The 25,550-nt window shown below is 70.3% G+C and carries 27 protein-coding genes and 3 pseudogenes; 10 read left to right on the plus strand and 20 right to left on the minus strand.

The window, feature by feature from the left end:
• Window positions 1-596, minus strand: a 596-nt coding sequence (locus ACZ47G_RS00005) for an acyl-CoA dehydrogenase family protein (protein ID WP_465739200.1), incomplete at its 3' end; no start/stop codon positions are given.
• Window positions 597-848: 252 nt separating this feature from the next.
• Here ACZ47G_RS00005 and ACZ47G_RS00010 point away from each other — a divergent pair.
• Window positions 849-2,186 (plus strand): UDP-glucose dehydrogenase family protein, encoded by a 1,338-nt coding sequence (locus ACZ47G_RS00010; RefSeq protein ID WP_465739201.1) that lies wholly within the window; start codon window positions 849-851, stop codon window positions 2,184-2,186.
• 74 nt (window positions 2,187-2,260) lie between these two features.
• Window positions 2,261-2,482, plus strand: a pseudogene (locus ACZ47G_RS00015) (CoA-binding protein); the annotation flags it as partial.
• 155 nt (window positions 2,483-2,637) lie between these two features.
• Here the strand turns inward: ACZ47G_RS00015 and ACZ47G_RS00020 are convergent.
• From ACZ47G_RS00020 to ACZ47G_RS00035, 4 genes are all read right to left on the minus strand, one after another.
• Window positions 2,638-3,018 (minus strand): DUF6188 family protein, encoded by a 381-nt coding sequence (locus ACZ47G_RS00020; RefSeq protein ID WP_465739202.1) that lies wholly within the window; start codon window positions 3,016-3,018, stop codon window positions 2,638-2,640.
• An 8-nt stretch (window positions 3,019-3,026) separates the two neighbouring features.
• On the minus strand, window positions 3,027-4,097 hold the full coding sequence (locus ACZ47G_RS00025; RefSeq protein ID WP_465739203.1) for a putative T7SS-secreted protein: 1,071 nt from the start codon (window positions 4,095-4,097) through the stop codon (window positions 3,027-3,029).
• Between the two features lie 2 nt (window positions 4,098-4,099).
• On the minus strand, window positions 4,100-4,459 hold the full coding sequence (locus ACZ47G_RS00030) for a hypothetical protein (RefSeq protein ID WP_465739204.1): 360 nt from the start codon (window positions 4,457-4,459) through the stop codon (window positions 4,100-4,102).
• Between the two features lie 188 nt (window positions 4,460-4,647).
• Entirely contained in the window at window positions 4,648-5,073 is a 426-nt protein-coding gene (locus ACZ47G_RS00035; protein ID WP_465739205.1) for a CoA-binding protein, read from the minus strand.
• A gap of 141 nt (window positions 5,074-5,214) precedes the next feature.
• On the opposite strand from ACZ47G_RS00035, the pseudogene ACZ47G_RS00040 reads away from it, so the two are divergent.
• Window positions 5,215-5,409 (plus strand): annotated as a pseudogene (locus ACZ47G_RS00040) (CoA-binding protein); the annotation flags it as partial.
• Window positions 5,410-5,420: 11 nt separating this feature from the next.
• Here ACZ47G_RS00040 and ACZ47G_RS00045 read toward each other — a convergent pair.
• The 3 genes from ACZ47G_RS00045 to ACZ47G_RS00055 are packed head-to-tail and all read right to left on the minus strand — an operon-like array spanning window position 5,421 to window position 8,320.
• Complete coding sequence (locus ACZ47G_RS00045) at window positions 5,421-6,626, minus strand: dipeptidase (protein WP_465739206.1); 1,206 nt, start codon at window positions 6,624-6,626, stop codon at window positions 5,421-5,423.
• Between the two features lie 33 nt (window positions 6,627-6,659).
• On the minus strand, window positions 6,660-7,184 hold the full coding sequence (gene purE / locus ACZ47G_RS00050) for a 5-(carboxyamino)imidazole ribonucleotide mutase (protein ID WP_465739207.1): 525 nt from the start codon (window positions 7,182-7,184) through the stop codon (window positions 6,660-6,662).
• Window positions 7,181-8,320 (minus strand): 5-(carboxyamino)imidazole ribonucleotide synthase, encoded by a 1,140-nt coding sequence (locus ACZ47G_RS00055; protein WP_465739208.1) that lies wholly within the window; start codon window positions 8,318-8,320, stop codon window positions 7,181-7,183. Before ACZ47G_RS00055 ends, purE begins: the two co-directional genes overlap by 4 nt.
• 256 nt (window positions 8,321-8,576) lie before the next feature.
• On the opposite strand from ACZ47G_RS00055, the gene ACZ47G_RS00060 reads away from it, so the two are divergent.
• On the plus strand, window positions 8,577-9,179 hold the full coding sequence (locus ACZ47G_RS00060; RefSeq protein ID WP_465739209.1) for a GtrA family protein: 603 nt from the start codon (window positions 8,577-8,579) through the stop codon (window positions 9,177-9,179).
• Between the two features lie 109 nt (window positions 9,180-9,288).
• Here the strand turns inward: ACZ47G_RS00060 and ACZ47G_RS00065 are convergent, their stop codons facing one another.
• Window positions 9,289-10,536, minus strand: a complete 1,248-nt coding sequence (locus ACZ47G_RS00065) for an ATP-binding protein (protein WP_380461343.1) — start codon at window positions 10,534-10,536, stop codon at window positions 9,289-9,291.
• 63 nt (window positions 10,537-10,599) lie between these two features.
• Window positions 10,600-11,274, minus strand: coding sequence for a response regulator transcription factor (locus ACZ47G_RS00070; protein WP_030290974.1), 675 nt, complete (start codon window positions 11,272-11,274; stop codon window positions 10,600-10,602).
• A 328-nt stretch (window positions 11,275-11,602) separates the two neighbouring features.
• Here ACZ47G_RS00070 and ACZ47G_RS00075 point away from each other — a divergent pair, with 328 nt between their 5' ends.
• Both ACZ47G_RS00075 and ACZ47G_RS00080 read left to right on the plus strand, forming a co-directional pair.
• Complete coding sequence (locus ACZ47G_RS00075) at window positions 11,603-13,111, plus strand: peptide MFS transporter (protein WP_465739210.1); 1,509 nt, start codon at window positions 11,603-11,605, stop codon at window positions 13,109-13,111.
• Between the two features lie 130 nt (window positions 13,112-13,241).
• Complete coding sequence (locus ACZ47G_RS00080; protein ID WP_465739212.1) at window positions 13,242-15,272, plus strand: prolyl oligopeptidase family serine peptidase; 2,031 nt, start codon at window positions 13,242-13,244, stop codon at window positions 15,270-15,272.
• 53 nt (window positions 15,273-15,325) lie between these two features.
• On the opposite strand, the gene ACZ47G_RS00085 is transcribed toward ACZ47G_RS00080, so the two are convergent.
• Window positions 15,326-16,522 carry a methyltransferase domain-containing protein gene (locus tag ACZ47G_RS00085; RefSeq protein ID WP_465739213.1) on the minus strand — a complete coding sequence of 399 codons (1,197 nt, stop codon included), beginning with the start codon at window positions 16,520-16,522 and terminating at the stop codon, window positions 15,326-15,328.
• The gene (locus ACZ47G_RS00090; RefSeq protein WP_380461339.1) at window positions 16,519-16,665 is read right to left on the minus strand and encodes a hypothetical protein; all 147 of its coding nucleotides are present in this window, start codon (window positions 16,663-16,665) and stop codon (window positions 16,519-16,521) included. The genes ACZ47G_RS00085 and ACZ47G_RS00090 overlap by 4 nt, the downstream gene beginning before the upstream one ends.
• Window positions 16,666-16,825: 160 nt before the next feature.
• Between ACZ47G_RS00090 and ACZ47G_RS00095 the strand changes: the two genes are divergently transcribed.
• Together ACZ47G_RS00095 and ACZ47G_RS00100 are read left to right on the plus strand one after the other, a co-directional pair.
• Window positions 16,826-17,341 carry a DUF6879 family protein gene (locus ACZ47G_RS00095; RefSeq protein ID WP_465739214.1) on the plus strand — a complete coding sequence of 172 codons (516 nt, stop codon included), beginning with the start codon at window positions 16,826-16,828 and terminating at the stop codon, window positions 17,339-17,341.
• A gap of 14 nt (window positions 17,342-17,355) precedes the next feature.
• Window positions 17,356-17,874 (plus strand): annotated as a pseudogene (locus ACZ47G_RS00100) (Scr1 family TA system antitoxin-like transcriptional regulator); the annotation flags it as partial.
• Window positions 17,875-18,144: 270 nt separating this feature from the next.
• On the opposite strand, the gene ACZ47G_RS00105 reads toward ACZ47G_RS00100, so the two are convergent.
• The 5 genes from ACZ47G_RS00105 to ACZ47G_RS00125 form a co-directional block, all read right to left on the minus strand.
• Window positions 18,145-18,927 carry an oxidoreductase gene (locus ACZ47G_RS00105; protein ID WP_465739215.1) on the minus strand — a complete coding sequence of 261 codons (783 nt, stop codon included), beginning with the start codon at window positions 18,925-18,927 and terminating at the stop codon, window positions 18,145-18,147.
• A gap of 78 nt (window positions 18,928-19,005) precedes the next feature.
• Window positions 19,006-19,584, minus strand: a complete 579-nt coding sequence (locus ACZ47G_RS00110; RefSeq protein ID WP_465739216.1) for a TetR/AcrR family transcriptional regulator — start codon at window positions 19,582-19,584, stop codon at window positions 19,006-19,008.
• 124 nt (window positions 19,585-19,708) lie between these two features.
• The gene (locus tag ACZ47G_RS00115; protein WP_465739217.1) at window positions 19,709-19,831 is read right to left on the minus strand and encodes a hypothetical protein; all 123 of its coding nucleotides are present in this window, start codon (window positions 19,829-19,831) and stop codon (window positions 19,709-19,711) included.
• Window positions 19,819-20,070, minus strand: coding sequence for a hypothetical protein (locus ACZ47G_RS00120; RefSeq protein ID WP_465739218.1), 252 nt, complete (start codon window positions 20,068-20,070; stop codon window positions 19,819-19,821). Before ACZ47G_RS00120 ends, ACZ47G_RS00115 begins: the two co-directional genes overlap by 13 nt.
• The gene (locus tag ACZ47G_RS00125) at window positions 20,067-20,438 is read right to left on the minus strand and encodes an ATP-binding protein (RefSeq protein WP_465739219.1); all 372 of its coding nucleotides are present in this window, start codon (window positions 20,436-20,438) and stop codon (window positions 20,067-20,069) included. The genes ACZ47G_RS00120 and ACZ47G_RS00125 overlap by 4 nt, the downstream gene beginning before the upstream one ends.
• Before the next feature lie 270 nt (window positions 20,439-20,708).
• Here ACZ47G_RS00125 and ACZ47G_RS00130 point away from each other — a divergent pair, with 270 nt between their 5' ends.
• Together ACZ47G_RS00130 and ACZ47G_RS00135 are read left to right on the plus strand one after the other, a co-directional pair.
• Window positions 20,709-21,575 carry a helix-turn-helix domain-containing protein gene (locus ACZ47G_RS00130; RefSeq protein WP_465739220.1) on the plus strand — a complete coding sequence of 289 codons (867 nt, stop codon included), beginning with the start codon at window positions 20,709-20,711 and terminating at the stop codon, window positions 21,573-21,575.
• Window positions 21,568-21,750, plus strand: a complete 183-nt coding sequence (locus ACZ47G_RS00135; protein WP_465739221.1) for a DUF397 domain-containing protein — start codon at window positions 21,568-21,570, stop codon at window positions 21,748-21,750. Before ACZ47G_RS00130 ends, ACZ47G_RS00135 begins: the two co-directional genes overlap by 8 nt.
• Before the next feature lie 52 nt (window positions 21,751-21,802).
• On the opposite strand, the gene hutI is transcribed toward ACZ47G_RS00135, so the two are convergent.
• From hutI to ACZ47G_RS00150, 3 genes are read right to left on the minus strand one after another with little or no spacing between them, the layout of a single operon-like run.
• A complete protein-coding gene (hutI, locus tag ACZ47G_RS00140) occupies window positions 21,803-22,978 on the minus strand; it encodes an imidazolonepropionase (RefSeq protein WP_465739222.1) in 1,176 nt (391 codons plus the stop codon).
• A gap of 34 nt (window positions 22,979-23,012) precedes the next feature.
• A complete protein-coding gene (locus ACZ47G_RS00145) occupies window positions 23,013-24,374 on the minus strand; it encodes a formimidoylglutamate deiminase (RefSeq protein ID WP_465739223.1) in 1,362 nt (453 codons plus the stop codon).
• Window positions 24,365-25,546 carry an allantoate amidohydrolase gene (locus tag ACZ47G_RS00150; RefSeq protein WP_465740002.1) on the minus strand — a complete coding sequence of 394 codons (1,182 nt, stop codon included), beginning with the start codon at window positions 25,544-25,546 and terminating at the stop codon, window positions 24,365-24,367. The genes ACZ47G_RS00145 and ACZ47G_RS00150 overlap by 10 nt, the downstream gene beginning before the upstream one ends.
• Window positions 25,547-25,550: the final 4 nt, after the last annotated feature.

Consider the following 25,550-nt stretch of genomic DNA (forward strand, 5'->3'; position numbering starts at 1 on the left):
TCGCCCTTCTCCACCACGAACGCCGAGATGCCCTTCGAACGCATCGACGGATCCGTCACCGCCATCACGGTGTAGAACTCCGACACCCCCGCGTTGGTGATCCAGCGCTTCACCCCGTTCAGCACCCAGAAGTCACCGTCCCGCACCGCACGCGTCCTCATCCCCGCCGCGTCACTGCCCGCCTCCGGCTCCGACAGGCAGTACGAGAACATCCCCTCACCCCGCGCCAGCGCCCCCAGGTACTTCGCCTTCAACTCCTCCGAACCCGACAACTGCACCGGCAGCGACCCCAGCTTGTTCACCGCCGGGATCAACGACGACGAGCCGCACACCCGCGCGACCTCCTCGATCACGATCACCGTCGCCAGCGCGTCCGCACCCGCACCCCCGTACACCTCCGGCACGTGCACCGCATGCAGATCGTTGCCCGTCAGCGCGTCCAACGCCTCCTGCGGGAACCGCCCCCGCTCATCCACCTCCGCCGCGAACGGAGCGATCTTCGCCTCGGCCAGCGAACGCACCGCCTCACGGAGCATCTGGTGCTCCTCGGAGATACGGAAGAGATCGAAGTCAGCCGCCCCTGCGCTGCCCGCCATGATGCCTGCCTCGTCGTCCAGTGACCGACGTCCGATCGACGCCTGGTCCGAGTCGAATCGCGGTTAACTACCGTTCAGTAGAGATCCTAGGGCTCCGACCTGCGACTGCCTAGCGTCCTCGGGGCCGTCCGCGGGGCGCCCCGGAAGCCCGGGCGGAATCCCTCCGGGTACGGGCGATCCCGGACGACCCGACCGGGACGGATAGCATCAGGGGCACTTCTACTGGTCGAACCCGCGACTCAAGGGGAACCCGTGACCCTCCGCATCTCCGTGATCGGCACCGGCTACCTCGGCGCCACGCATGCCGCCGCGATGGCCGAGTTCGGCTTCGAGGTGCTGGGTCTGGACATCGATCCCGAGAAGATCGCCACCCTCACCGCCGGCCGCGTCCCGATGTACGAGCCGGGCCTGTCCGAGCTGTTGCTCAAGCACGTGGCCGGGCACGAGGGCTCTACCGGGCGGCTGCGCTTCACCACCTCCGCCAAGGAGGCCGCCGAGTTCGGCGACGTCCACTTCGTGTGCGTCAACACCCCGCAGCGCAAGGGCGAGTTCGCCGCCGACATGTCGTACGTGGACACCGCGATCGACGAACTCGCGCCGCACCTGACCCGCCCGGCCCTGGTGGTCGGCAAGTCCACCGTGCCGGTCGGTTCGGCGGCCCGGCTGGCCGAGCGGCTGGCCGCGCTGGCGCCGGTCGGCGCGGAGGCCGAACTCGCCTGGAACCCGGAGTTCCTGCGCGAGGGCTTCGCCGTCCAGGACACCCTGCGGCCGGACCGGATCGTGGTCGGCGCCCAGAGCGAGCGGGCCGAGCGGCTGCTGCGCGAGGTGTACGCGGAGCCGATCGCGGCCGGGGTGCCGTTCCTGGTCACCGACTACGCGACCGCCGAGCTGGTGAAGGCCGCCGCCAACTCCTTCCTGGCCACCAAGATCTCCTTCATCAACGCGATGGCCGAGGTCTGCGAGGCGGCCGGGGCGGACGTCACGCTGCTCTCCACCGCGCTCGGCCACGACGAGCGGATCGGCCGCAAGTTCCTCAACTCGGGCCTCGGCTTCGGCGGCGGCTGCCTGCCCAAGGACATCCGCGCGTTCATGGCCCGGGCCGGCGAACTCGGCGCCGACCAGGCGCTGACCTTCCTGCGCGAGGTCGACTCGATCAACATGCGGCGCCGCTCCCGGATGGTCGAGCTGGCCCGCGAGCAGTGCGGCGGCGGCTTCCTGGGCCGCCGGGTCGCCGTCCTCGGCGCCGCCTTCAAGCCCGACTCGGACGACATCCGGGACTCCCCCGCCCTCAACGTGGCCGCCCAGATCCAGCTCCAGGGCGCCCAGGTCACCGTCTACGACCCGAAGGCCGTGGACAACGCCCGCCGGATGTTCCCCTCGCTGGCGTACGCCGACTCGGCCCTGGAGGCCGCCGAGGGCGCCCACGTGGTGCTCCACCTCACCGAGTGGGCGGAGTTCCGCAAGCTCGACCCGGCCGAGCTGGGCGCCGTGGTAGCCGAGCGCCGCCTGCTCGACGGCCGCAACGTCCTCGACGCCGACGCCTGGCGCGCGGCCGGCTGGACGTACCGCGCCCTGGGCCGCCCGAGCTGACCGGGCGGCTCCGGGCCTTCCACACCTGAGCCGCCCCGGAATCCCCGCGCCCCCGCCCGGCGTTGGCACCGAGCATGACGAACTACGGCGACGACGCGACGGTCCGCTCCATCCTCACCGGCAGCGGCGACACCTGGGCGGTGGTCGGGCTGTCCAACAACACCGCCCGGGCCGCCCACGGCGTGGCCCGGGTCCTCCAGCGCTTCGGCAAGCGGATCGTGCCGGTGCACCCGAAGGCCGAGACGGTCCTCGGCGAGCAGGGCTACGCCTCCCTGGCCGACATCCCGTTCCCGGTCAGGATGATGAGCAACCCACCTGTCACCAGTTCGCGAAGCCAAAACGGCCCGCCGGATGAACCGACGGGCCGCCATCCACAACTTCCCACGACAGCCTGACATGGCGCCGGACGCCCGACACCACCCTGGCCCGCCCTTCGGCCTTCCACGCCACCTCAGGAACTCGGGCGCTCCCAGATGACAGCGCCCGCTGACCTCACCGAAGCGGGGACGAACGGTCCATCGGACTTCACGTTCAGATGCCATCCGTTACTGAAGACCACGCGCAGTGCGCCACTCTTGAAGCCAACGGCCGACAGGACGCTTGCACCCACGACCTGCTGGATCTGCCCCTTGTCGCACTGATCGAGCGTGGCGGGACGGGCGCCCGGAGCCGTCACCGGGCCTTCTGTCCACAGAGCGTGGGAGCCAACGATGACTTCACCAGAGGGCTCAAGCGCGAAACATAGCTCATCACCCCAGGCGATATCCACCACACGATGACCCCGCAACGGGAGGATCGACCGATCCACAGGTTTACTCATTTCATTCGACATGTGCACCGCTATTCCTCGGGCAAGTGGTCAAAGACGTTCCCGATACTATCGTCCGCCGGGCTGCCGTCGGGAAGCTTCGGATACACTTCACCGGTGCTCGTATCCACGACAACGTCAGGATTCTTATTGCCACCTATACCGCGCCACTTCGAACCATTTTTTACCGCATGAATTGCGAGTTTGATGTCTTTCCGAGAATACCCCAGCTCCTCGCCAATGGCACCCTCGTTTGACTTGTAGGATCGCGGAACCCCACCACCGCCGCCACTGCCGCCACTGTCGGAGTTCATGTTGACGCGATCCGGACCAGCCGCATCCTCGGCGATGTTCGACGCGCCCATACCCATCAAGCCGACACCCGTCGCGATGGCACCTGCCGAAACCACGTTCGCGGGCACGCCAATGACGGCACCGACCCCGGTAGCATCCAGCGCAACGCCGAGCACCTCGCCGCCGGCGCCGAGGGCGGCCAGTCCAAGACCGCCGGCCATCTCTGCAACCGACCCCGGGTGGTGCACCATGGCATTGCCGACCGAGGCCAGGTCGCTCATCGCCGTCTCGCCGAAATCTTTGGCAAGATGCCCGGCATCGGAGAAGAAATCACCGATGCCGTCACCCAGCTGCGACCAGAACCCCGGTTTCGGAGGAGCCAGGTCACGTGCCTTACCTATGATGACAGCTGCGGTACTGGCAGCCCCGGCAAGTTGACTTCGGGCGTTCGCCAGCTTGTCGCGAGCGTCCTGCTGGTTCGCCTCGCCGGCGCTCCACAACCTGATGGCGTCAGTCGCCTCATTCTGCGCCCAATCCAGAGTGGACGCATAGTTGTCCAGAGCCTGAGCCGCATCATGGAAGGCGTCACCGGCCTGTAGCCATTTCCCGGGTTGGCCATGGAATACTTTATGGAAGGCATCAGCAGCCTCGCCACTCCACCCATCACTGGTGTTGATGCGACTGAGGCCTTCACCAGCGATATGAAGAAAGTCACCATACTCTCGGAGCGCCGACTCGGTGTGACCAATGGTCTCACTGTTCCCGGGTATCAGCGCCTTCGGGTCGGAGGTTTTTCCGAGATCTGCCACGGCTACTTGGCCCCCGGATCGGTCCCGTTTTGCTGCAGGATTCCGTTGAGACTGCCGTGCGCCGCCTGTTCCGCATCGTGATAGGCCTTCACGCTGGCCGATAACCTAGTCGCGATCTCCCGGCCATCTTTCGCAAGATTGTCGACACCGCGCTGCCATCGACTGAGAAAATCGCCCAATGTACCGGCCAGTTCGTGGTTGCCGATCGCCGACTCATCATGCGGGATATCGCTGACACGCTGCTTGGCGGCCTTGCCGATTGTGCCGTTCACACCTGCGGCCGCCTCCCGTAACGCATGGAGGTCAACCCGATACCCTTCAGCCATCCCCACCCCCGTGTTCGGCCGATCGAATCGTCGCACTTATCAAATCATCGACTCATCCGCCCGACAAGCACTCTGCGCACTAGACTGGTAACAGGCTTGCCGTCTGTCGAACTACGAGCACGGTCAGATCACGGCCAAGTCGGGCGGTGCCTTGAGCACTCGAGCGCCCACACCAAGTCGTGTCAGCTGGAGCGCAACTGACCCGCCCTCCACGCTCGCAACATCTAACGGAACCTGCTGGCCAGACCGAGACGGGGAATCTCGATGGCGGGGCACTTGTCCATCACCATGGCGAGCCCGGCAGCTTGCCCTCGCTCGAACGCGGCTTCGTCGATCACGCCGAGCTGGAACCAGACCGCCTTGGCGCCGATGGCGGCCGCCTCGTCCGCGACCTCACCGGCGAGGTCCGACCGGACGAAGACGTCCACGACATCGACCTTGAAGGGGATGTCCGCGAGGGACGCGTATCCCTTCTCGCCGTGCACCGTCTCCGCCTTCGGGTGCACCGGCACGATGCGCTTGCCGAAGCGCTGGAGCACCTCGGCAACGCCGTAGGCCGCCCGCCGCTGGTTGGACGAGAGGCCCACGACGGCCCAGGTGTCGCCCAGTTCGGTGAGGATCTTCCGGACCGTCTCCGGGTCGCCGTACATGCCCTGTCTCCTCGCAGCCGAGAGCCGAGAACTCACCTCACCCCAGCGCCACCGCTCCCCTGGCCATTCCCACCCGGCATCCGCGATGGTCAGCCCGCCAGGTCGATATGAAATCGAATGGCACCCGGCGTAACCGTCCCGGTCGACGTGGTGGACGTGTTCGTGAACAGCGCGCTGGCCGGGGAGGTGGCGGACCAGGCGGTGGCGGTCGGGGCGAAGGCGGTCTGGTTCCAGCTCGGGGTCGTCGACGAGGCCGCGTACGGGCGCACCCGGGACGCCGGGGTCTCGATGGTGATGGACCGGTGTCCGGCCATCGAGATCCCGCGGCTCGGCTGAGGGGCCCTGGCTCAGGCGGTGCCGTCGAGCTGGGCGATGGTCGCGATGGAGGGCCGGCGGCTGGTGCGCAGCGTGGCGGCGACCGACTCGGCGTCGCGCAGGACGCGGACGGCGTTGTGCCAGGTGAGCTTGGCCAGGTCGGCCTCCGACCAGTGGCGGCCGAGGAGTTCGGCGACCAGGTTGGGGTAGCCGGCCACCGAGTCCAGGCCGTCCGGGAGGAAGGCGGTGCCGTCGAAGTCGCCGCCGATGCCGATGTGGTCGATGCCCGCGACCTCGCGCATGTGGTCGAGGTGGTCGGCGACGGTGGCCGGGGTGGCGATCGGGCGCGGGTTGGCGGCCTCGTAGGCGTGCTGGCGCTCCATGGCCCGCGGGGTGGTGTCCAGCGGGTGGAAACCGTGGGCGCGCATGTTCTCGTCGGCGGACAGGGTCCACTCGACGGCGGCGGGGAGGATGAACTTCGGCACGAAGGTGGCCATCGCGATGCCGCCGTTGGCGGGCAACTGGGCGAGCACGTCGTCCGGGATGTTGCGCGGGTGGTCGCAGACCGCGCGCGCGGAGGAGTGCGAGAAGACCACCGGCGCCTCGGTGACCCGCAGGGCGTCCCGCATGGTGTCGGCGGAGACGTGCGAGAGGTCGACCAGCATGCCGAGCCGGTTCATCTCCCGGACGACCTCCTCGCCGAACCGGGTCAGCCCGCCGGCCACCGGCTTGTCGGTCGCGGAGTCGGCCCACGGCACGTTGTCGTTGTGGGTGAGCGTCAGGTAGCGCACCCCCAGCTCGTACAGGGCGCGCAGGGTGGCCAGCGAGCAGTCGATCGAGTGGCCGCCCTCGGCGCCCATCAGCGAGGCGATCCGGCCGTCGGCGCGGGCGGCCTCGATGTCGGCGGCGGTACGGGCCAGGCGCAGCCGGTCGGGGTAGCGCTCGACCAGGGTGTGGACGAAGTCGATCTGTTCCAGTGTGGCGCTCACCGCGTGGTCCCCGGCCAGCGCGGTCGGCACGTAGACGGACCAGAACTGCGCGCCGACCCCGCCCTCCGCGAGGCGGGCGAAGTCGGTGTGCAGGCGGCCGGCCTGGTCGGCGGTGAGGTCGAGCGCGCTGAGGTCGTAGCCGACCTGCTCGCGCATCGCCCAGGGGAGGTCGTTGTGGCCGTCCACCACGGGAGCGGTGCGCAGCAGGGCGCGGGCGCGGTCCAGCGGGGTGAGGGAGTCGGAGGTCATACGGGCTGTTCTACCCCACCCCGCCGGACGGGCTCACTTGCCGAAGCCGAAGGAGGAGGAGCCGGCCACCTTGGCCCGGAGCTTCTTGCCCTTCTCGGTGGCCTGGTTGTTCAGTTCGGCCTGGAAGTCGGTCATCTTCTCGGTGAGCTCCGGGTCGAAGGCCGCGAGCATCCGTACCGCGAGCAGGCCGGCGTTGCGCGCGCCGGCCACCGAGACGGTGGCCACCGGGACGCCGGCCGGCATCTGGACGATCGACAGCAGGCTGTCCATGCCGTCCAGGTAGCGCAGCGGCACCGGCACGCCGATGACCGGCAGCGGGGTGACGGAGGCGAGCATGCCCGGCAGGTGGGCGGCGCCGCCGGCGCCCGCGATGATCGCCTTCAGGCCGCGCCGGTGGGCGTTCTCGCCGTACGCGACCATCTCGCGGGGCATCCGGTGGGCGGAGACGACGTCCACCTCGTAGGGGATCTCGAACTCGTCCAGGGCCTGGGCGGCGGCCTCCATGACCGGCCAGTCGGAGTCCGAGCCCATCACGATGCCAACGACGGGAGAGGTCATTCGGTGATCGTTCCTCGCAGGTAGGCGGCCGCGTGGCGGGCGCGCTCGCGGACGTCGTCGAGGTCGTCCCCGAAGACGTTGACGTGGCCGACCTTGCGGCCGGGCTTCACGTCCTTCCCGTACATGTGGATCCGCAGCCCGGGGTCGCGGGCCATGCAGTGCAGGAAGGCGTGGTACATGTCCGGGTAGTCGCCGCCGAGGACGTTGACCATGACGGTCCACTTGGCGCGCGGCCGGGGGTCGCCGAGCGGGAGGTCGAGGACGGCCCGCAGGTGGTTCTCGAACTGCGAGGTGACCGCGCCGTCCTGGGTCCAGTGCCCGGAGTTGTGCGGGCGCATGGCCAGCTCGTTGACCAGGATCCGGCCGTCCCGGGTCTGGAACAGCTCGACGGCGAGGTGGCCGACGATGCCGAGGTCGCCGGCGATCCGCAGGGCGAGCTGCTGGGCCTCGTCGGACAGGGCCGGGTCGAGGTCCGGCGCGGGGGCGGTGACCTCGGCGCAGACGCCGTTCTCCTGGACGCTCTCGACCACCGGGTAGGCGACGGCCTGGCCGCTGGGCGAGCGGACCACGTTGGCGGCCAGCTCGCGGACGAAGTCGACCTTCTCCTCGGCCAGCACCGGGACGCCGGCCAGGAACGGGGCCTGGGCCTCCTGCTCGTCGTCGACGACCCAGACGCCCTTGCCGTCGTAGCCGCCGCGGACGGTCTTCAGCACGACCGGGTAGCCGGCGCCCTCGTTCGCGAAGGCGGTGACGTCGGCCGGGTCGGCGACGATCCGGTGCCGGGGGCAGGGCACCCCGATGGAGTCGAGCTTGGCCCGCATCACGCCCTTGTCCTGGGCGTTGACCAGCGCCTCCGGGCCGGGGCGGACGGCGATGCCGTCGGCCTCCAGGGCCCGCAGGTGCTCGGTGGGGACGTGCTCGTGGTCGAAGGTGATCACGTCGCAGCCGGCCGCGAAGCGGCGCAGGGTGTCGAGGTCGCGGTAGTCACCGAGGACGACGTCGGAGACCACCTGTGCGGCGGAGTCCTGGGGGGTGTCGGCGAGGAGCTTGAACCTGACCCCGAGCGGGATGCCCGCCTGGTGTGCCATGCGGGCCAGCTGCCCGCCGCCGATCATGCCCACCACTGGAAAATTCACATTGCCCGGGGAAGTCACCCCGCCAGGATATCCGGGCCGGTGGGGGGCCTTGGAGCCGCGGTGGGGCGGTGAGTAGTGGACGCGCGTAGATGTCAACCCCGGGGCAGTACGGCTGAGCCGTTCGGTGGAAGCAGGTAGCCTGGACGGCTAGGTCCTCGTCCGCGCGGTCGGATCATGTGCGTGCACGCAGGGCTCAAGGGGTGCCCCCGGCCCAGTGGGACACCCTTTTCCCGTAGGTACATGGAGGCCACCCGGTATGGCGACGACCGCAGCTTCGAACCCCTCGCTCCTGCAGAAGGTGTCGAGTGGGTTTTCCGGCGAAGTCGTGAAGTTCGGCATCGTCGGCCTGAGCGGCGTGGTGGTCAACTTCGCCGTGTTCTGGGTCTGCCTCAACGGGATGGGCCTGGCCTCACTGCGGTCCAACGTCGTCGCCACGGTGATCGCGATCGCCACCAACTACCTCGGCTACCGCTACTGGCTGTACCGGGACCGCGACGCCGCCTCCCGCAAGCGGGAGATCACGCTGTTCCTGGTGTTCAGCGGCATCGGCATGCTGATCGAGACCGGCGTGCTCGGCTTCTCCCGGTACGTGCTCGGCCTGGACACGAGCTACGAGCAGATCGGCGCCAAGGTGGTCGGCCTCGCCATCGCCACCGTGTTCCGGTTCATCTCGTACCGCACCTGGGTGTTCAAGGCCCTCCCGGAGCCCGAGCCGGCCGTCGAGGCCGCACCGACCGCCGAGGCCGCACCGACCGCCGAGGGCGCACCGGCCGTCGACGGCGCCAGCGGCCAGGAGCTGGCCGCCCAGGCCGAGCTGATGCTGGCCGCCGAGCAGATCCGCTACGCCAAGGCCGAGTAGCAGCGTTCCGGCCCGTTCGTCCGGCCGCCGCGCCCCGGTCCGCCCGGCCGCCGCATCCCCGGCCGTCAGCCGCCGCGCCCCCGGCCGTCAGTCGTCGTGGCTGCGGCCGTCAGTCGTCGTGGCTGCGGCCGAGGAAGAGCGCGAACACCGCGGGCTTCAGCGAGAGCAGCTCCAGCCGCCCGCCGTCCGCCTCCGCGAGGTCACGGGCGACGGCCAGGCCGATGCCGGTGGAGTTGCGGCCGCTGACCGCCCGCTCGAACACCCGGTTGCCGAGGTCGGCGGGCACCCCGGCGCCCTGGTCCTGGACCTCCACCACCACCGAGGTGCCGGAGGGCCGCACCCGCAGGGTGATCGTCCCGGCGCCGTGCATCAGCGAGTTCTCGATCAGGGTGGCGAGCACCTGGGCCACCGTGCCCGGGGTGCCGACCGCGGTGACCCCGTGCAGGCCCTCCAGGGACAGCACCCGGCCCCGCTCGCGCAGCGTCGGGCCCCACTCCTCCACCTGCTGCTTGATCACCTCGTCCAGGTCGAAGGCGACGGCGGTGGGACTGCGCGGGTCGCGCTGGGTGGTCAGCAGCCGCTGGACGACGTCGGTGAGCCGCTCGACCTGCTGGAGGGCGATGGTCGCCTCCTCCTTGACGGTCTCCGGCTCCTCGGCGAGGGCGGTGATCTCCTCCAGCCGCATCGACAGCGCGGTGAGCGGGGTGCGCAGCTGGTGGGAGGCGTCGGCGGCGAGCCGGCGTTCGGCGGTGAGCATCCGGGCGATCCGCTCGGCGCTGGTGTCCAGCACCTCGGCGATCCGGTCCAGTTCGGGCACCCCGTACCGGCGGTCGCGCGGGCGCGGGTCGCCGGAGCCGAGCCGTTCGGCGGTCTCGGCGAGGTCGGTGAGCGGCCGGGCGAGCCGTTTGGCCTGCCAGACGGCGAGCGCCACGGCGGCCTGGATGGCCAGCAGGGCGACCACGCCGAGCAGCAGCAGGTTGTTGGCGATCTCGTGGTCGACGTCCTCGCGGGACTGCTCGACGGTGACGATCTCGCCGCTGATGCCGTGCTCGACGGCCTTCAGCAGGTGGTTCCCGGCCGGGCGGTCGCCGGCCGAGAGCACGGGCTGGCCGGGGATCTGCACCTCGACGTAGCTGCCCTCGGTGACCTGGCTCTCGAAGACGCGCCCCTCCTTGACCGACTCACCGGCGGTGAGCCGGCTCTCGACCAGGGCGAGCACCCGGACGGCGGTCGCGTCGACCCGGTCCTGGGCCGAGTTGACGATGGTGCGCTTCTCGACCAGGGCGAGCGGCACGCAGAACACCACGACGACCACCAGGACGACGACCAGCAGCGAGTTGATCATCCGGCGTTTCACGCTGCTGCTCCCCGAGGTGTTCCGCTTCATCGGCCGCCGCCCGGCCTCGATCTCCGTACGGGGCTAATTCTTCTCGAACCGGAACCCGACTCCGCGCACGGTGGCGATGTAGCGCGGGTTCGCCGCGTCGTCGCCGAGCTTCTTGCGGAGCCAGGAGATGTGCATGTCCAGGGTCTTGGTCGAGGTCCACCAGGTGGTGTCCCAGACCTGCCGCATGATCTCCTCGCGGGTGACCACCCGGCCGGCGTCGCGGACCAGGACGCGCAGCAGCTCGAACTCCTTGGCGGAGAGGGTCAGCTCCTCCTCGCCGAGCCAGGCGCGGTGGGACTCGATGTCGATCTTCACCCCGTGCGCGCCGGTGGTGAGCTGGTCGACGTTGCCGCGCCGGAGCAGGGCCCGGACGCGGGCGAGCAGTTCGGCCAGGCGGAAGGGCTTGGTGACGTAGTCGTCGGCGCCGGCGTCCAGGCCGACCACGGTGTCCACCTCGTCGGCGCGGGCGGTGAGCACCAGCACGGGGCAGCTCTTGCCGTCGGCGCGCAGACGGCGGCAGACCTCGAGGCCGTCCATCTCGGGCAGGCCGAGGTCGAGGACGACGAGGTCGACCTCCTCGGTGAGGCCGGCGGCGAGTGCGGTCGGACCGTCCTCGCGGACGAGCACCTCATAGCCCTCGCGTCGCAGGGCCCGGGCGAGCGGTTCGGAGATCGCCGGATCGTCCTCGGCGAGCAGCACACAGGTCATGTGGTGATGGTAGTCGGCTCGGGTATGGCCGTACGCCCTGTGAGGTAGTTCACAGAGCGTGATCGTTATACACGGGGGCATCAGGGGTCAACGAGGCGCCGCCTACCGGTCGTTCGGCGAAGAATCTCCACTTGGATCTTGAAACCTAAGGGAGAGATGCCTGCCTACCATGGATAGGCCGGGAAGATCTGCCCCGAACTTTGCCATTCCCATACCTGATTCGTGGCTTTTGTCATCTGATAACGCCAAATATCGCCACGTAGAGTGGTTCAAGTTCGTCCGCCGCCACCCCCCTAGGCGGACGCGATCAGGCAAGGAACCACTACTCATGGCGTCTACGACCCTGGACACCGGCATCACGTCGGCCACTCCTGGCGGCAAGACCTTCCTCGGCCACCCCCGGGGACTCGCCACTCTCTTCATGAGCGAGATGTGGGAGCGCTTCAGCTACTACGGCATGCGTGCCCTGCTGGTGCTCTACATGACGGCCTCCATCGCGGACGGCGGCCTCGGCATGAAGGCGGCCGTCGCCGCCGCCGTGTACAGCGTTTACACGGCCATGGTCTACCTGCTGGCCCTCCCGGGCGGCTGGATCGCGGACCGCTTCCTCGGCGCTCGCAAGACCGTCGCGCTCGGCGGCACGATCATCATGATCGGCCACTTCCTGCTGGCCGTCCCGGTCAGCGCGTCGTTCTTCGTCGGCCTGGTCTTCATCGCGGTCGGCTCCGGCCTGCTGAAGGCCAACATCTCGACGATGGTCGGCCACCTCTACGAGGGACCGAACGACCCGCGCCGTGACGGTGGGTTCACGATCTTCTACATGGGGATCAACCTCGGCGCCTTCATCGCCCCGCTGGTCGTCGGCACCGTCGGCCAGAAGGTCGACTGGCACCTGGGCTTCGCCCTGGCCGGCATCGGCATGGCGCTCGGCCTGTTCCAGTTCCTGCTGGGCACCCGCCACCTGAGCCCGAAGAGCAACGTCGTCACCTCGCCGATCAGCGCGGACGAGAAGCGGAAGATCTTCACCAAGGCCGGCATCTGGCTGGCCGTCGCGGTCGTCTTCTACGCGATCGTCGGCACCACCGGCCACTTCACCATCAACTGGGCGATCTGGCCGCTGTCCATCGCCGGCCTGGCGATCCCGGTGTTCGTCTTCGCCAAGGTGAAGCGCGACAAGGACCTCGACGAGACCGAGCAGTCCCGGATGAGCGGCTACATCTGGTTCTTCGTCGCCGCCGCCGTGTTCTGGATGATCTACGACCAGTCCGGCTCGACCCTGAGCGTGTTCGCCAGCGACCACACCGCCTCGACGCTGTTCGGGTTCAACTTCCCGTCCAGCTGGTTCCAGTCGCTCAACCCGCTGTACATCATGGCGCTGGCCCCGGTCTTCGCCTGGATCTGGATCGCCCTGGCCCGCCGGTCGAAGAACCCCAGCACCACCATGAAGTTCGCCTTCGGTCTGCTGATGATCGGCGCCTCCTTCATCGTCATGATGCTGGCGATGGCCGCCGCCCACGGCGACACCAAGGTCACCCCGCTGTGGCTGGCCATGGTCTACCTGGTCCAGACCGTCGGTGAGCTCACCCTCTCCCCCGTCGGCCTGTCCGTCACCACCAAGCTGGCGCCCACCAAGTACGCCAGCCAGATGATGGGCGTCTGGTTCCTCGCCGTCACCGCCGGTGACTGCGTCGCCGCCATCTTCCAGCTGGTGCTGGGCGACAAGATCGTCGGCGGGACCGGGTACTTCGCGGTGCAGGGCGTCATGGCGATCGTGGCCGGCATCGCGCTGGCGATGTACCGCAAGAAGGTCGTCAAGCTCATGGGCGACGTCCACTGACGTCCGCCCGTTGAGGCCCCGGGGCCGCCGTGGATTCCTGAGATCCACGGCGGCCCCGGGCCTTTTGTCGCCCGTACTGCCTTCTTATTGCCTCGACGGGCCGGTACAAGGTGTGCCTATGGTCCCCGGCATGACGACCGACTCACTGCCCCGCCGGCTCGCCCGCACCCGACGGTTCACCCTGGGCGCCCCCGTCCAGCCGCAGCCCACCGCCGACGGCGCCACCGTGCTGTTCCTGCGCAGCCGGGGCGGCACCGACCCGATCGCCTGCCTCTGGGCGCTGGACACCGCGACCGGCACGGAACGGCTGGTCGCCGACCCGGCCGCGCTCGGTGCCTCCGGCGGCATCGCCTCGTACTCCACCGACACCTCGGGCTCGTGGGCCGCCTTCGCGCTGGACGGCACGCTGTGGCTGGCCGACACCGCCTCGGGTTCGGTGCGCCCGGTCGCCTCCGCCGGTGCCCCGGAGGACCCCCGCCTCGACCCGACCGGCCGCCGGATCGCCTACGTCAGCGGCGGCGCCCTGCGGGTGGTCGACACCGGCGGCACGGGCGGCACGGGCGGCACGGGCGGCGACCGGGCGCTCGCCGAGCCCGAGGCCGAGGACGTCGGCTACGGCCTCGCCGAATACGTCGCCGCCGGGGAGATGTACCGCGACCGCGGCCACTGGTGGTCCCCCGACGGCACTGGACTGCTGGTCGCCCGGGTCGACGACCGCCCGGTCACCCGCTGGTACCTCGCCGACCCCACCGACCCGCAGCAGCCCCCGCGCGCCATCCGCTACGCGCTGGCCGGCACCGCCAACGCCGAGGTCACCCTCTGGCTGCTCGGCCTCGACGGCCGCCGCACGGAGGTCCGGTGGGACCGCGCCGCGTTCGAGTACGTGACCGCCGCCGGCTGGGACGGCCACGGCCCGTACGCCGCCGTGCAGAGCCGCGACCAGCGGACCGTCCGCACCCTGGCGATCGGGGCGGACGGCACCACCCGGGTACTCGCCGAGCGCACCGACCCGCACTGGGTCGCACTCCTCCCCGGACTGCCGGTCCGGACGGCGGGCGGGGCGCTGGTCGACACCGCCGATCTCGACGACACCCGCCACCTGACCGTCGACGGCGCACCTGTCTCCCCGGCCGGGCTGCAACTGCGGTCGGTCGTCGGCGTGGAAGGCGAGCGGGTGCTGTTCACCGCCTCCGAGGAGCCGACCGACACCCACCTGTGGACGTACGAACCGAGCTTCGGCATACGGAAGTTGAGCAGCGGCCCCGGCGTGCACAGCGGGCTGGAGCGGGGCGGCACCCTGGTGCTCACCAACGGCACCCGCACCACCGTTCTGCCGACTGGCGGCCCGGCCCACCCGCTCACCTCGTACGCCGAGCCGCCCGCCGTCGACGCCCGCCCCGAACCGCTCCGCCTCGGCCCGCGCGAACTGCGCGCCCACCTCTTCCTGCCCACCGGCCACCGCCCCGACGACGGCCCGCTGCCCGTACTGCTCGACCCGTACGCCGGGCCGGCCATGCAGAAGGTCACCACCGGCGGGGCCTGGTACGAGCAGGTGTCCCAGTGGTTCGCCGACCAGGGCTTCGCGGTGCTGGTGGTGGACGGCCGCGGTACGCCGGGGCGCGGGCCGCTGTGGGAGAAGTCCATCTGGGGCGACAAGGCCGGCCCCGCCCTGGAGGACCAGATCGAGGGCTTGCAGGAGACCGCCCGGCTGCGGCCCGGCCTGCTCGACCTCGACCGGGTCGCCATCCGCGGCTGGTCCTACGGCGGCTTCCTCGCCGCCCTCGCCGTGCTGCGCCGCCCGGACGTCTTCCACGCCGCCTCGGCCGGGGCCGCGCCCACCGACCACCGGCTCTACGACACCCACTGGCAGGAACGCTTCCTCGGCCACCCCGACGAGCACCCCGAGCACTACGACTCCTGCGACCTGATCACCGAGGCCCCGAACCTGAGCCGCCCCCTGCTCCTGATCCAGGGCCTCGCCGACGACAACGTCTTCCCCGTCCACACCCTGCGGCTCTCCCACGCCCTCCTCGCCGCCGGCCGCCCGCACGAGGTCCTCCCCCTGCGCGGCGCCGGCCACCGGCCGACCGACGAGGCGACGGCTGAGAACCTGCTGCTACACGAACTGGACTTCCTCCGCCGCTCGTTGGCCGTGACCTGAGCAGGGACCCCTGAACGCGCAGGAAGTCGGCCCAGCCGACTTCCTGCGCCGGGTCACGCTTGGTCTCCCTTGGCGACGCGTTCGGGCACCGGGTTCTCCGGGGAGTCGAGCCACACGGTGTGGGCATTCGGGGTGGCCGTGAGGCCGAAGCGGTCGAAGCCGGGGCGGCCCTGGTCGTCCCACCAGCGCCAGGCGGCCTCCACCTCATCCCAGAGGCTCCGGGGGCCGGACTGGTACACCTCGTACTCGGTGCGGCCCCGCTGGTAGTCGGCGGACGCCCACGATCGGGTGTCCCGGCTGTAGAGCCAGAGGGTGTACGCGCCGTCGTCGTAGCGCTCGGCCCGCCAGAAGGCGCCGGGGACGGCGGAACCGATGACGAACTGCTCGAACCACCCGCCGGTGTCCGGCGGGGCGAGCGTCGTGGTGCTCCTCACCGCGTCGGCGGGCCACTCCTGCCCGTGGAGGTAGTCCTCGAAGGGCGGCCGGTCCGTGCGCTGTTGGCGCAGCCGCATGAACGCCGAGCTCCGGGTGAACCGGCCGCTCGCGCTGGTGCCGTCATCGTTGACGGTGAGCCGGACGATCTGCTCGCCGCCGTACTCGGTGCCGTACGGGGCAACGATGATCCCGCCGGGCGCCGTCTGCTCCAGCCATGCCGGAGGGATCTCCAGCAGGGAGCAGGTGGCGATGATCCGATCGTAGGGAGCGCCATCCGGCCAGCCCTGCCGTCCGTCGCCCTCGATCACGGCCGGCGCGAGCCCGGCCCGCTCCAGGTTCGCGCGGGCGCCGCACGCGACCTCCGGGTCGAACTCGACCGTCACCACGTTGAGGTCTCCCAGGCGGTGGGCCAGCAGGCCCGCGTTCCAGCCCGTGCCGACACCGATTTCCAGCACCCTATCCCGCGGACGCACGTCGAGGTCCTGGAGCATCGAGAAGACCATCGTCGGCATGGAGTTGGACGAGGTCGGGATCGTCCCTAGACCGTCGCCCGCGTGGTCGCCGTCGTCCCACTGCGTGGTCAACGGGATGTCGGAGTAGACCGCTCGCCGCCATGCGCCCGGGTCCTGCGACCGATGCACCACGGGGTTCTGTCGCGTGCCGTCCGCGATGCCCGGCCAGATTCGGTCCGGGACGAACAGTTCACGGGGTACGGCGTTGAAGGACGGAAGCCAGTCCGAGGAGAGTGAGCCATTGGCCACCAGCGCGGAGGCGAGCCCCTGGGGGCCCGCCTCCTTGTGCGATTCGCCAGTCACTTGCCGCCGCCCGCCGGAGACGAGCCGTCGGAGGTGTTGCCGCCCTCGTCCGACCCGCCACCGCCGTGCCCGGCGCCCTTGTTGCTGTCGTCCTGCTGCCCGCCGCCCTTGCCGTCGCCGGACCCGCCTCCGCGCTTGCCCATGTTCTTCCCTTTCCGCTGTTGGTCCGACCGAGGGGATCCCTCTGCCATCCGACTCAGGCGGACTGCGAGGGGAGCAGCCCCGCGAACGGCCCGGTACCCGACGACGAGTCCATCGTCAGGCTTCCGGCCCGGATGGTGCCCATGATCAGGGAGGCGTGTGATGTCATCGAGCGTGCCCAACTTCGCTGAACTGCTTGAACAGTGCCGCCGGTCCGCCGTCCATCTGGAACTGCGGGACTCATACGCCCCGACGGAACGCTTCGAAGCGTGGCAGCGCGGTGAACGGATCAACTGGGAGGACCGTGAGGCCTGGTGGCACCCCTATGACCAGCTGATCGCGGACACCGTGGCCCGGGGTGTGGTCATCCGTCGGGCTCGGATCGTGTCCGAGCCCGTGTCCGAGTACATCCGCTGGGAGCACTACGTCACCCACGCCAACGTCACGGCGGGCGAGGACATCCGCTGGCTGCCACGGCGGCGGGCCACGAGCATCCCCTTGCCGGGAAACGACTTCTGGCTCTTCGACGGTGCTCTGCTTCGGGTACACCACTTCTCCGGCGACGGCGCCGTGGTTGAGGACGAGATCACGGCAGACCCGGAGACCGTGGAGCTGTGCGCCAGTGCGTTCGAAGCAGTCTGGGAACGAGCGGTCCCGCATCACCAGTACGAGATCTGACGAAGGCCGGCTCCATGCCCGCGCACCCCTCCCCAAGCGTCCAGAAGGCCCGCGAGGCCCTTGCCGGCCGACTGAGCGGGATCCGGAAGGACGCGGGGATCAGCGGGCGGGAGCTGGCCGCCAAGTGCGGTTGGTCGGAATCGAAGTCATCCCGGATCGAGAACGCCAGAACACCTCCCTCCGACGCCGACATCAGGGCCTGGTGCCGAGCCTGTGACGCCGACGGCCAAGTCCCCGACCTGATCGCCGCCAATCGGCAGTCCGCCGACGCTCATGTGCGGTGGCGACAACTCCAGCGAAGCGGACTACGTCGGCTGCAAGAGTCCACCGGGGACCTGTACCGACAGACCAAGACGTTCCGGGTCTACGTCTCCGACGTGATCCCCGGATTCCTCCAGACACCCAGATACGCCGCCGCCCTGCTGTCGTCCATCGCGGACTTCCGGGGCACCCCGAACGACGTGAGTGACGCCGTGGCGGCCCGCATGAAGCGCAACACGGTGCTGAGCAATGGCGCGCGCCGGTTCTCGTTCGCGCCTTTGATCGGCTCTCACAGGGCGCAGCGCGCGGCGCCGCAGCGCGTTCCCTCGTCGCCAACGCCTTGGCCTGCCTGGATTGATACGTCGGTGTGCAGAGAGGGAGAGCTGATCATGTGGCACGGACCGAGTACTACGACGGTCCCATCGCCCCCGAGTTCACCCCCAAGTAGAACCTGAACGCGCAGGAAGTCGGCCGAGCCGACTTCCTGCGCCGGACTCAGACGGGGCGGGCATCTCCTCACCGCCCCGGCGGCGCCAGTCGTTTCACACCGTCTTGATGCCGCCGCCCTCGACGAGGTAATCAGCGCCGGTGACGCTTGCCGCGCGGTCCGAGACGAGGAACGCGACGACGGCCGCGACCTCATCGGGCTCGACCATGCGGCCGGTGGTCAGGCCCATCGCCGCGGGCACCCCGGCCACGAAGTCGCGGTGCCCGACACCGTTCGCCTCTGCGAGGCGGGCGCCGAAGCCGTCGGCGTCCTCCCACATGCCGGTGCGCGTCGGACCGGGAGAGACGGTGTTCACACGCACACCCTGGGGGCCGAACTCCTCGGACAGCGCCTTGCCGAACGCGTTGAGACCCGCCTTGGCAGCGCCGTACTCGATCGGGCCCGTACCCGGCAGGCGGGCGCTCATCGACGAGATGTTCACCACCGAACCGCGGCGCTCCAGCAGGCTCGGCAGCAGTCGGCGGGTGACCCGGACCGTGCCGAACAGGTTGACCTCGAAGCTCTGCTCCCACAGGTTGTCGTCGGTCGCGAGGAACCCGCCGAAGGTGAACGAGTCGCCGCCGCCCAGGTTGTTGACCAGGATGTCCACCCCGCCCAGTTCCGCGAGCGCCTGCGCCCCCAACTCCTCGGCGCCCTCCGGCGTGCTCAGGTCCACCGCGACCGGGTGGGCCCCGGCCTCCTTCAGCTCGGCCGTGATCGTGCGGGCCGCACCCACCACGCGGACCCCCTCGGCGATGAGCTGCCGGGTGATCGCGAGGCCCACGCCTCGGCTGGCTCCGGTGACGACCGCGGTCTTCCCGGCGAGATCGAGCTCCATGTCAGACTCCCTGAAGTATTTGAATTGTAGGTACAAAACTGGGTCGCAAAAAAGACGGCACCGACCGGTGGCATCGGACTACAACGACCCGATCGCCGCGTCCACGACCCGCCTCAACTGCGTTGCGTCCTCGGCGGTCTTCGCCAGCACGCGCATGCCGATCACCGTCGCGAGCAACCAGGCCGCCAGCGCCGCCGCATCGCGGTCACCGGCGATCTCACCGGCCCGCTGACCTTCCTCAACGGTCGCCCGCAGCGCACTCTCCGTACGCGCGAACATCCTGCGCGTCGCGTCCCTCGCTCCAGCATCCGAAGTGGCCAACTCGGCGGCGGTGTTGACCGCCATGCAGCCGCGCCGGTCCGGGTCACCCAGGTCGAGCTCGACCAGTGCCTCCAGCGCACCCCGCAGTCGATCCTTCGCCGAACCGGGGTGATCGAGAAGCGCCTCCAGCCACTCGGCCTGTGAGTCGCGGTAGCGCTTGAGCGCACGCTCGAACAAGGCGTGCTTACTGCCGAAGGTGTTGTACAGACTGCCCTTGCCGATGCCGATCCCGTCCACGAGATCCTGCGGCGTCGTCGCGGCGTATCCCTTGCGCCAGAACACGTCCATGGCGCGCTCCACCGCCACGTCCGGATCGAACTCCTTCGGCCTGCCCATGGCTCCACCGTAGCACCATTTTTGACCTGGAGGTCAAAAGAAAGTGGCGTCCAGCCCGGTTCGCGGCAGAACGCATGGGGGCCCGCAAGGCCCTCGCCCTGGGTGGGTGAGGGCCTTCGCGCGTTCAGTCGCCGTCGTCGGGTCGTTGCATCTTGAGGGTGGCGATGACGCCGAGGGCGACGGTGGTGATGGCGAGGGCGAGGAGGGCGAGGAGGATCGCGCCGACGAAGAAGTTCACGGGCGCCACGGGTCGTCGCGCTCCAGGTCGCGGAGGAGGTGGAGGAGGTTGAGGAGAGTGCTGACGGGGGCGTTGCCGAAGTCGACGAGGATGCGGCCGTCGAGGGTGGTGTCGGGGGTGCCGGCGGAGCCCCAGAGGAGTCCGTAGGGGAGGCCTCGGCGGTGCAGTTCGCCGAGGAGGGCGGTGAGTTGGGGCTTGGTGTAGTCGCGCATCCGGGGGTCGTCGGGGGCGATGGGGTCGCGGGTCACGAGTCGGGGTCCGACTCGCACTCGAACCAGGTGGTCTTGCCGCGCTGTTGGGGGTCGACGCCCCAGCGGTCGGTGAGGCCCTCGATCAGCTGGAGGCCCCGGCCGGTCTCGGTGAGGTCGGTGGGCGTGCGGGGCTGGGGCAGGGCGTCGCTCTCGTCGGAGACGGTGACCCGGAGGGTGCGGTTGAGGATGGAGAACCAGACGACGGGCGCGGGGGTGTCGGCGTGGCGCCAGGCGTTGACGATCAGCTCGCAGAGGGCGAGTTCGGCGTTGAAGACGGTGTCGGCGTCCCAGCCGCCGCTGCGGGTCATGGCGTCCCGCAGGGCCTGGCGGGAGAGGGTGAGCGAGGGGGTGTTACGGGTGCACACAGGGAACCTCCGTGAGGCTGTGGTGTGGGGAGAGGGGGTGACGTGACGGGGTCGTCGCCGTGAGCCAGGCCGGGGCGGCGGTTGCTCTTCGGTGCGCGGGCAGCAGGCGCCTACTGCCCTGAATACAGGCATTACTGACGATCCGTCGGATCGAGCTGAGAACGACGATAGCGCGCTCCGCCACAGATTTGTGGCGGAGCGCGGGAAGTTCCCTCTAACGTGGCAGTCTCTCTGCGGCAGACTGGTGCTACGACCTGCAGAGAGGACGTCATGGCGCTTCGACCGAACCCGACCCTTCGGCAACTACGGCTGGGCGCCGAGCTACGTAGGATGCGCGAACAGGCGGGCCTTGGCGGCAGTCAGCTCGCCCGTGCACTGGGCATCAATCCTGCCCATGTGACGCAGATGGAGAGCGGCAGGACCGGCATCAGCATCGAACGCCTGCGCACGATCGCGGCGTTGTGCATGTGTGCCAACGAACCACTGATCGAAGCACTGGCCGAGATCATCACGGATCGGGGCAAGAGCGCTTGGTGGGAGGAGTATCGCGGGACGCTCCCGGACGACTTCCTTGAGGTCGCCGAGGCCGAAGGCCATGCGCGCAGGCTCTCGACCTACACGATGGCCTTCATCCCTGGGCTTCTCCAGACCAACGCATATACCGGCGCTGTCTTCGATCGCTCCCTGACACCGCTCCCGCCCCACGAGGTCGGGCAGAGAACAGCCTTCCGAATGCGACGGCAGGAAATCGTGCGCTCCGGCGCAACACCATATTCGGCTTACATCCATGAGGCGGCTCTGCGCATGCAGTTCAGTGGCCCCGCGATTCAAGCCGAACAGCTTCGCAGCCTCATCGAAGACTCCGAGCGGCCTACTATCTCGATCCGAGTCGTCCTGTTCGATGTCGATGCGCTTCCGCTCAACTACGAGAACTTCACCTATGTCGAAGGGCCGATCCCGGAACTGGACACAGTGCAGACGGATTCCAGTGTCGGCAACGTGCTCTTCGATGCACCGGCCCACCTTGCCCGGTTCCGATCCATGCTCGCCCGGCTCGATTCGGCAGCCATCTCGGAAGGCGACTCCCGAGAGTTCATCCGATCCATCAAGAAGGACATGGAAAGCAAGTATGCCTAACTCCACCTGGAAGAAGTCCAGTTACTCAGGAGCGAACTCTGACTGCATCGAGGTGAGGGCCGTCGACGGGCTGGTCGAGCTCCGTGAGTCCGACGAGGGCGACGTCATCCTCCGCACCACCCGCCGCAACCTCGCCGCCTTCCTCCAGGGCGCCAAGTCCGGCGAGTTCGACTAGCAAGAAGCCCCCGCGCCCGCCACCCCGGGGGCGCGGGGGCCGTCTAAAGGTCCTAGACCTCGCGGACGCCCGCGCGCCAGACCGCCGCCGTCAGCGGCACGCCCGGGCGGTACGCCAGGTGCACGTGCGACGGGGCGTCCAGCAGCAACAAGTCCGCCCTCGCCCCCACCGCCACCGCCCCGACGTCACTGCGCCGCAGCGCGTGCGCGCCACCGGCCGTGGCCGCCCAGACCGCCTCGTCCGGCGTCATCCCCATCTCCCGCACCGCGACCGCGATGCAGAACGCCATCGAACTCGTGAAGCTGGAGCCCGGGTTGCAGTCCGTGGACAGCGCCACCACCGCGCCCGCGTCCAACAGCCGCCGCCCGCTCGGGTACTCGGCCCGCGTCGAGAACTCCGCCCCCGGCAGCAGCGTCGCGACCGTCGCCGACCCCGCCAGCGCCGCCACGTCCTCATCGGTCAGATGCGTGCAGTGGTCCGCCGAGGCCGCCCCCAGCTCCACCGCCAGCTGAACCCCCGGCCCGTACGTCAGCTGGTTGGCGTGCACCCGGGGCGTGAGGCCCCGCTCGATGCCCGCCGTCAGCACCGCCCGCGCCTGATCCCCGTCAAACGCGCCCTTCTCGCAGAACACGTCCACCCAACGGGCGTGCGGCGCACAGGCGTCCAGCATCTCGCCGGTCACCAGGTCCACATAGCCCGCCGGGTCCTCGGCGTACTCGGGCGCCACGATGTGCGCGCCCAGGTACGTCGTCTCCGGCGTGTACTGAGCCGCGATCCGCAGCGCCCGCGCCTCGTCCTCGACCGTCAACCCGTACCCGGACTTGCACTCGATGGTGGTGGTCCCCTGCCGCAGCGCCTCCCGGACGAACCCCGCCAGGTTGGCCTCCAGCTCAGCGTCCGAAGCCGCCCGGGTCGCCGCCACCGTCGTCCGGATGCCGCCCGCCGAGTACGACTGCCCGGACATCCGGGCGTTGAACTCGGCCGTACGGTCCCCCGCGAACACCAGGTGGGCGTGCGAGTCCACGAAGCCCGGCAGCAGCGCCCGGCCCTCGGCGTCGAAGCGCTCGTCCGCCGCCGGGGCCTGCGCGGCCGGGCCGACCCAGGCGACGGTGTCGCCGTCGACCACCACGGCCGCGTCGGTCAGCAGGCCGAGCGGCCCGCTGCCGTGCCCGGGGTCGTTGGTGACCAGGCTGCCGATGCCCGTGATCAAGGTGGTCCTGGTATTCAAGACAACGCCTTCCGAAGGGAGTTGGCCAAAAACTTCAGTAGTCCAGCGCGCCGATCGCGGAACGCAGCGCCCCCGGCACGTCGGCCACCAGCTGGTGCACACCGTCCCGGACGACGTGCCGCCCGCCGACCACCAGGTGCCGCACGTCCGCCGCCGAGGCCGCGAAGACGGCGATCTCGGCGCCGAGCCGGGGCGGCGGCCCGGCCGTACGGACCGAGTCCAGCGCGATCACCGTGAAGTCGGCGAGCGCCCCGGTCTCGATCCGCCCGGCCTCGGGCCAGCCGAGCGAGGCGTGCCCGTCCTCGCCGCCGGCCCGCAGCAGCGCGTTCGCTGTCCAGTGCCCGCGCGTCCGGGTCCGCAGCCGCTCGTCCAGCTCCAGCGCCCGGGCCTCCTCCCACGGGTCGATCACCGCGTGGCTGTCGCTGCCCAGGGAGATCGGGCTGCCCGCCGAGGCGAGCCGGCGGGCCGGGCCGATGCCGTCGGCGAGGTCCCGCTCGGTGGTGGGGCACATGCAGACGGTCGTACCCGAGTCCGCGAGGAGCTTGACGTCCTCGTCGGTGAGGTGGGTGGCGTGCACGGCCGAGGTGCGCGGGCCGAGCGCGCCGTGGTCGGCGAGCAGCCGGGTCGGGGTGACGCCGTGCGCGGCGAGGCAGGCGTCGTTCTCGGCGGTCTGCTCGGACAGGTGGACGTGCAGCGGCGCGCCGCGCATCGCCGACCAGTGCGCGACGGTGCCCAACTGCTCGGCGGGGACGGCCCGGACGGAGTGGATGGCGGCGCCGATCCGGGCGTGCTCGCGCGGCTTGAGCGCGTCCACCCGGGCCGCCCAGGCGTCGGCGTCGCCGTCGCTGAACCGCAGCTGCGGGTGGGTCGGTTCGGCGCCGAAGCCCGAGGACAGGTAGCAGGTGTCCAGCAGGGTGATCCGGATGCCGGCCCGGGCGGCGGCCTCGATCAGCGCCTCGCCCATCGCGTTCGGGTCGGTGTAGCGGGCGCCGCCGGGGGCGTGGTGCAGGTAGTGGAACTCGCCGACGGCGCTGATCCCGGCGAGCGCCATCTCGGCGTAGACGGCGGTGGCGAGCGCCAGGTAGCTGTCCGGGTCGAGCGCGCCGGCGAACCGGTACATGGTGTCGCGCCAGGTCCAGAAGGTCCCGGAGCCGACCTGGACGTGCCCGCGCAGCGCCCGGTGGAAGGCGTGCGAGTGGGCGTTCGCCTGGCCGGGCAGCAGCAGCCCGTCCAGCCGGACGGCGCCGGGCGGGCAGGGCCCGCTGTCCGGCTCCACCCGGGCGATCCGACCGTCGGCGCCGAGGGTGATCAGCACGTCCGGCTCGACCACCGGCCCGTTGTGGTGCGGCAGCCAGGCGTACTGAGCCCAGCAGCTCACCGGAAGGGTCAGCGACACGCGAGGTCCTCCAGTACGTCGGCGAGGGCGGCGACCCCGGCCAGGCAGTCGGCCACCTCGGCGTGCTCGGCCGGGGAGTGCGAGACGCCGGTGGGGTTGCGCACGAACAGCATGGCGGTGGGGATCGCGGACGCCAGGATCCCGGCGTCGTGTCCGGCGCCGGTGGGCAGCACCGGGGCGTCCAGCAGCTTGGCGAGCCGGTCGCGCAGCGGGCCGTCGAAGTCCACCACCGGGGTGTAGGACTCGCGGGTCAGCTCGACCCGGACGCCGTCGCGCTCGCCGCGCTCGGCGGCGGCCCGCTCGATCTCGGCGACCAGCTCGGTCAGGGTGCGCTCGTCGGCGGCCCGGGAGTCCAGCCAGCCGCGCACCAGCGAGGCGATCGCATTGGTGCCGTTGGGCTCGACCGCGACCTTGCCGAAGGTGGCCAGCGCGCCCGCCAGCTTCGCCTTCTTGCGGGCGGCGAGCACCGTGTTGGCGTAGGTCAGCATCGGGTCGCGGCGGTCCTCGATCCGGGTGGTCCCGGCGTGGTTGGCCTCGCCGTGGAAGTCGAACCGCCAGCGGCCGTGCGGCCAGATCGCGCCCGCCACGCCGACCGGCTGCCCCTCGGCGAGGCAGCGGCCCTGCTCGACGTGGAGTTCGACGAAGGCGCCGATCCGGGACAGCCGCTCGTCGTCCGCGCCGAGCGCGGTCGGGTCGTAGCCGGCCTTCTCCATCGCGTCGGGCAGCCGCCGGCCGTCGGCGTCGCGCAGCTCGTACGCGGCCTCGCGGGAGAGCACCCCGGCGGTCAGCCGGGAGCCGATGCAGGCCACGCCGAACCGGGCGCCCTCCTCGTCACCGAAGTTGACGATCGCCAGCGGCTTGGTGAACTCGCTCCCCCGGGCGCGCAGTTCGTCCAGCGCGGCGAAGGAGGAGACCACCCCGAGCGGGCCGTCGTAGGCGCCGCCGTCCGGGACGGAGTCCAGGTGCGAGCCGGTGACGATCGCGCCCTGACCGTGCGGATCGCCCAGCCAGGCCCACTGGTTGCCGTTGCGGTCCAGCTCGTACGTCAGACCGCGGTCGCGGGCCTGCTGCTCGAACCAGGCGCGGCACTCGGCGTCGGCGGAGTTCCAGGCGAAGCGGCGGTAGCCGCCGGAGGCGGCGGAGCGGCCCACGGGGAGCAGCTCCGCCCACATCTCT

Source organism: Kitasatospora sp. NPDC030952, from assembly GCF_055571335.1.

Bases quoted from the DNA above. Each gene is read 5' to 3' on its own strand.
- purE (WP_465739207.1), bottom strand. From the start codon at position 7,184: ATGACCTCTCCCGTCGTTGGCATCGTGATGGGCTCGGACTCCGACTGG.
- ACZ47G_RS00060 (WP_465739209.1), top strand. From the start codon at position 8,577: ATGGCGACGACCGCAGCTTCGAACCCCTCGCTCCTGCAGAAGGTGTCG.
- ACZ47G_RS00110 (WP_465739216.1), bottom strand. From the start codon at position 19,584: ATGGGCAGGCCGAAGGAGTTCGATCCGGACGTGGCGGTGGAGCGCGCC.
- ACZ47G_RS00075 (WP_465739210.1), top strand. From the start codon at position 11,603: ATGGCGTCTACGACCCTGGACACCGGCATCACGTCGGCCACTCCTGGC.
- ACZ47G_RS00070 (WP_030290974.1), bottom strand. From the start codon at position 11,274: ATGACCTGTGTGCTGCTCGCCGAGGACGATCCGGCGATCTCCGAACCG.
- ACZ47G_RS00090 (WP_380461339.1), bottom strand. From the start codon at position 16,665: ATGGGCAAGCGCGGAGGCGGGTCCGGCGACGGCAAGGGCGGCGGGCAG.
- ACZ47G_RS00035 (WP_465739205.1), bottom strand. From the start codon at position 5,073: ATGTACGGCGACCCGGAGACGGTCCGGAAGATCCTCACCGAACTGGGC.
- ACZ47G_RS00105 (WP_465739215.1), bottom strand. From the start codon at position 18,927: ATGGAGCTCGATCTCGCCGGGAAGACCGCGGTCGTCACCGGAGCCAGC.
- ACZ47G_RS00080 (WP_465739212.1), top strand. From the start codon at position 13,242: ATGACGACCGACTCACTGCCCCGCCGGCTCGCCCGCACCCGACGGTTC.
- ACZ47G_RS00130 (WP_465739220.1), top strand. From the start codon at position 20,709: ATGGCGCTTCGACCGAACCCGACCCTTCGGCAACTACGGCTGGGCGCC.
- ACZ47G_RS00135 (WP_465739221.1), top strand. From the start codon at position 21,568: ATGCCTAACTCCACCTGGAAGAAGTCCAGTTACTCAGGAGCGAACTCT.
- ACZ47G_RS00020 (WP_465739202.1), bottom strand. From the start codon at position 3,018: ATGTCGAATGAAATGAGTAAACCTGTGGATCGGTCGATCCTCCCGTTG.
- ACZ47G_RS00095 (WP_465739214.1), top strand. From the start codon at position 16,826: ATGTCATCGAGCGTGCCCAACTTCGCTGAACTGCTTGAACAGTGCCGC.
- ACZ47G_RS00150 (WP_465740002.1), bottom strand. From the start codon at position 25,546: ATGTGGGCGGAGCTGCTCCCCGTGGGCCGCTCCGCCGCCTCCGGCGGC.
- ACZ47G_RS00045 (WP_465739206.1), bottom strand. From the start codon at position 6,626: ATGACCTCCGACTCCCTCACCCCGCTGGACCGCGCCCGCGCCCTGCTG.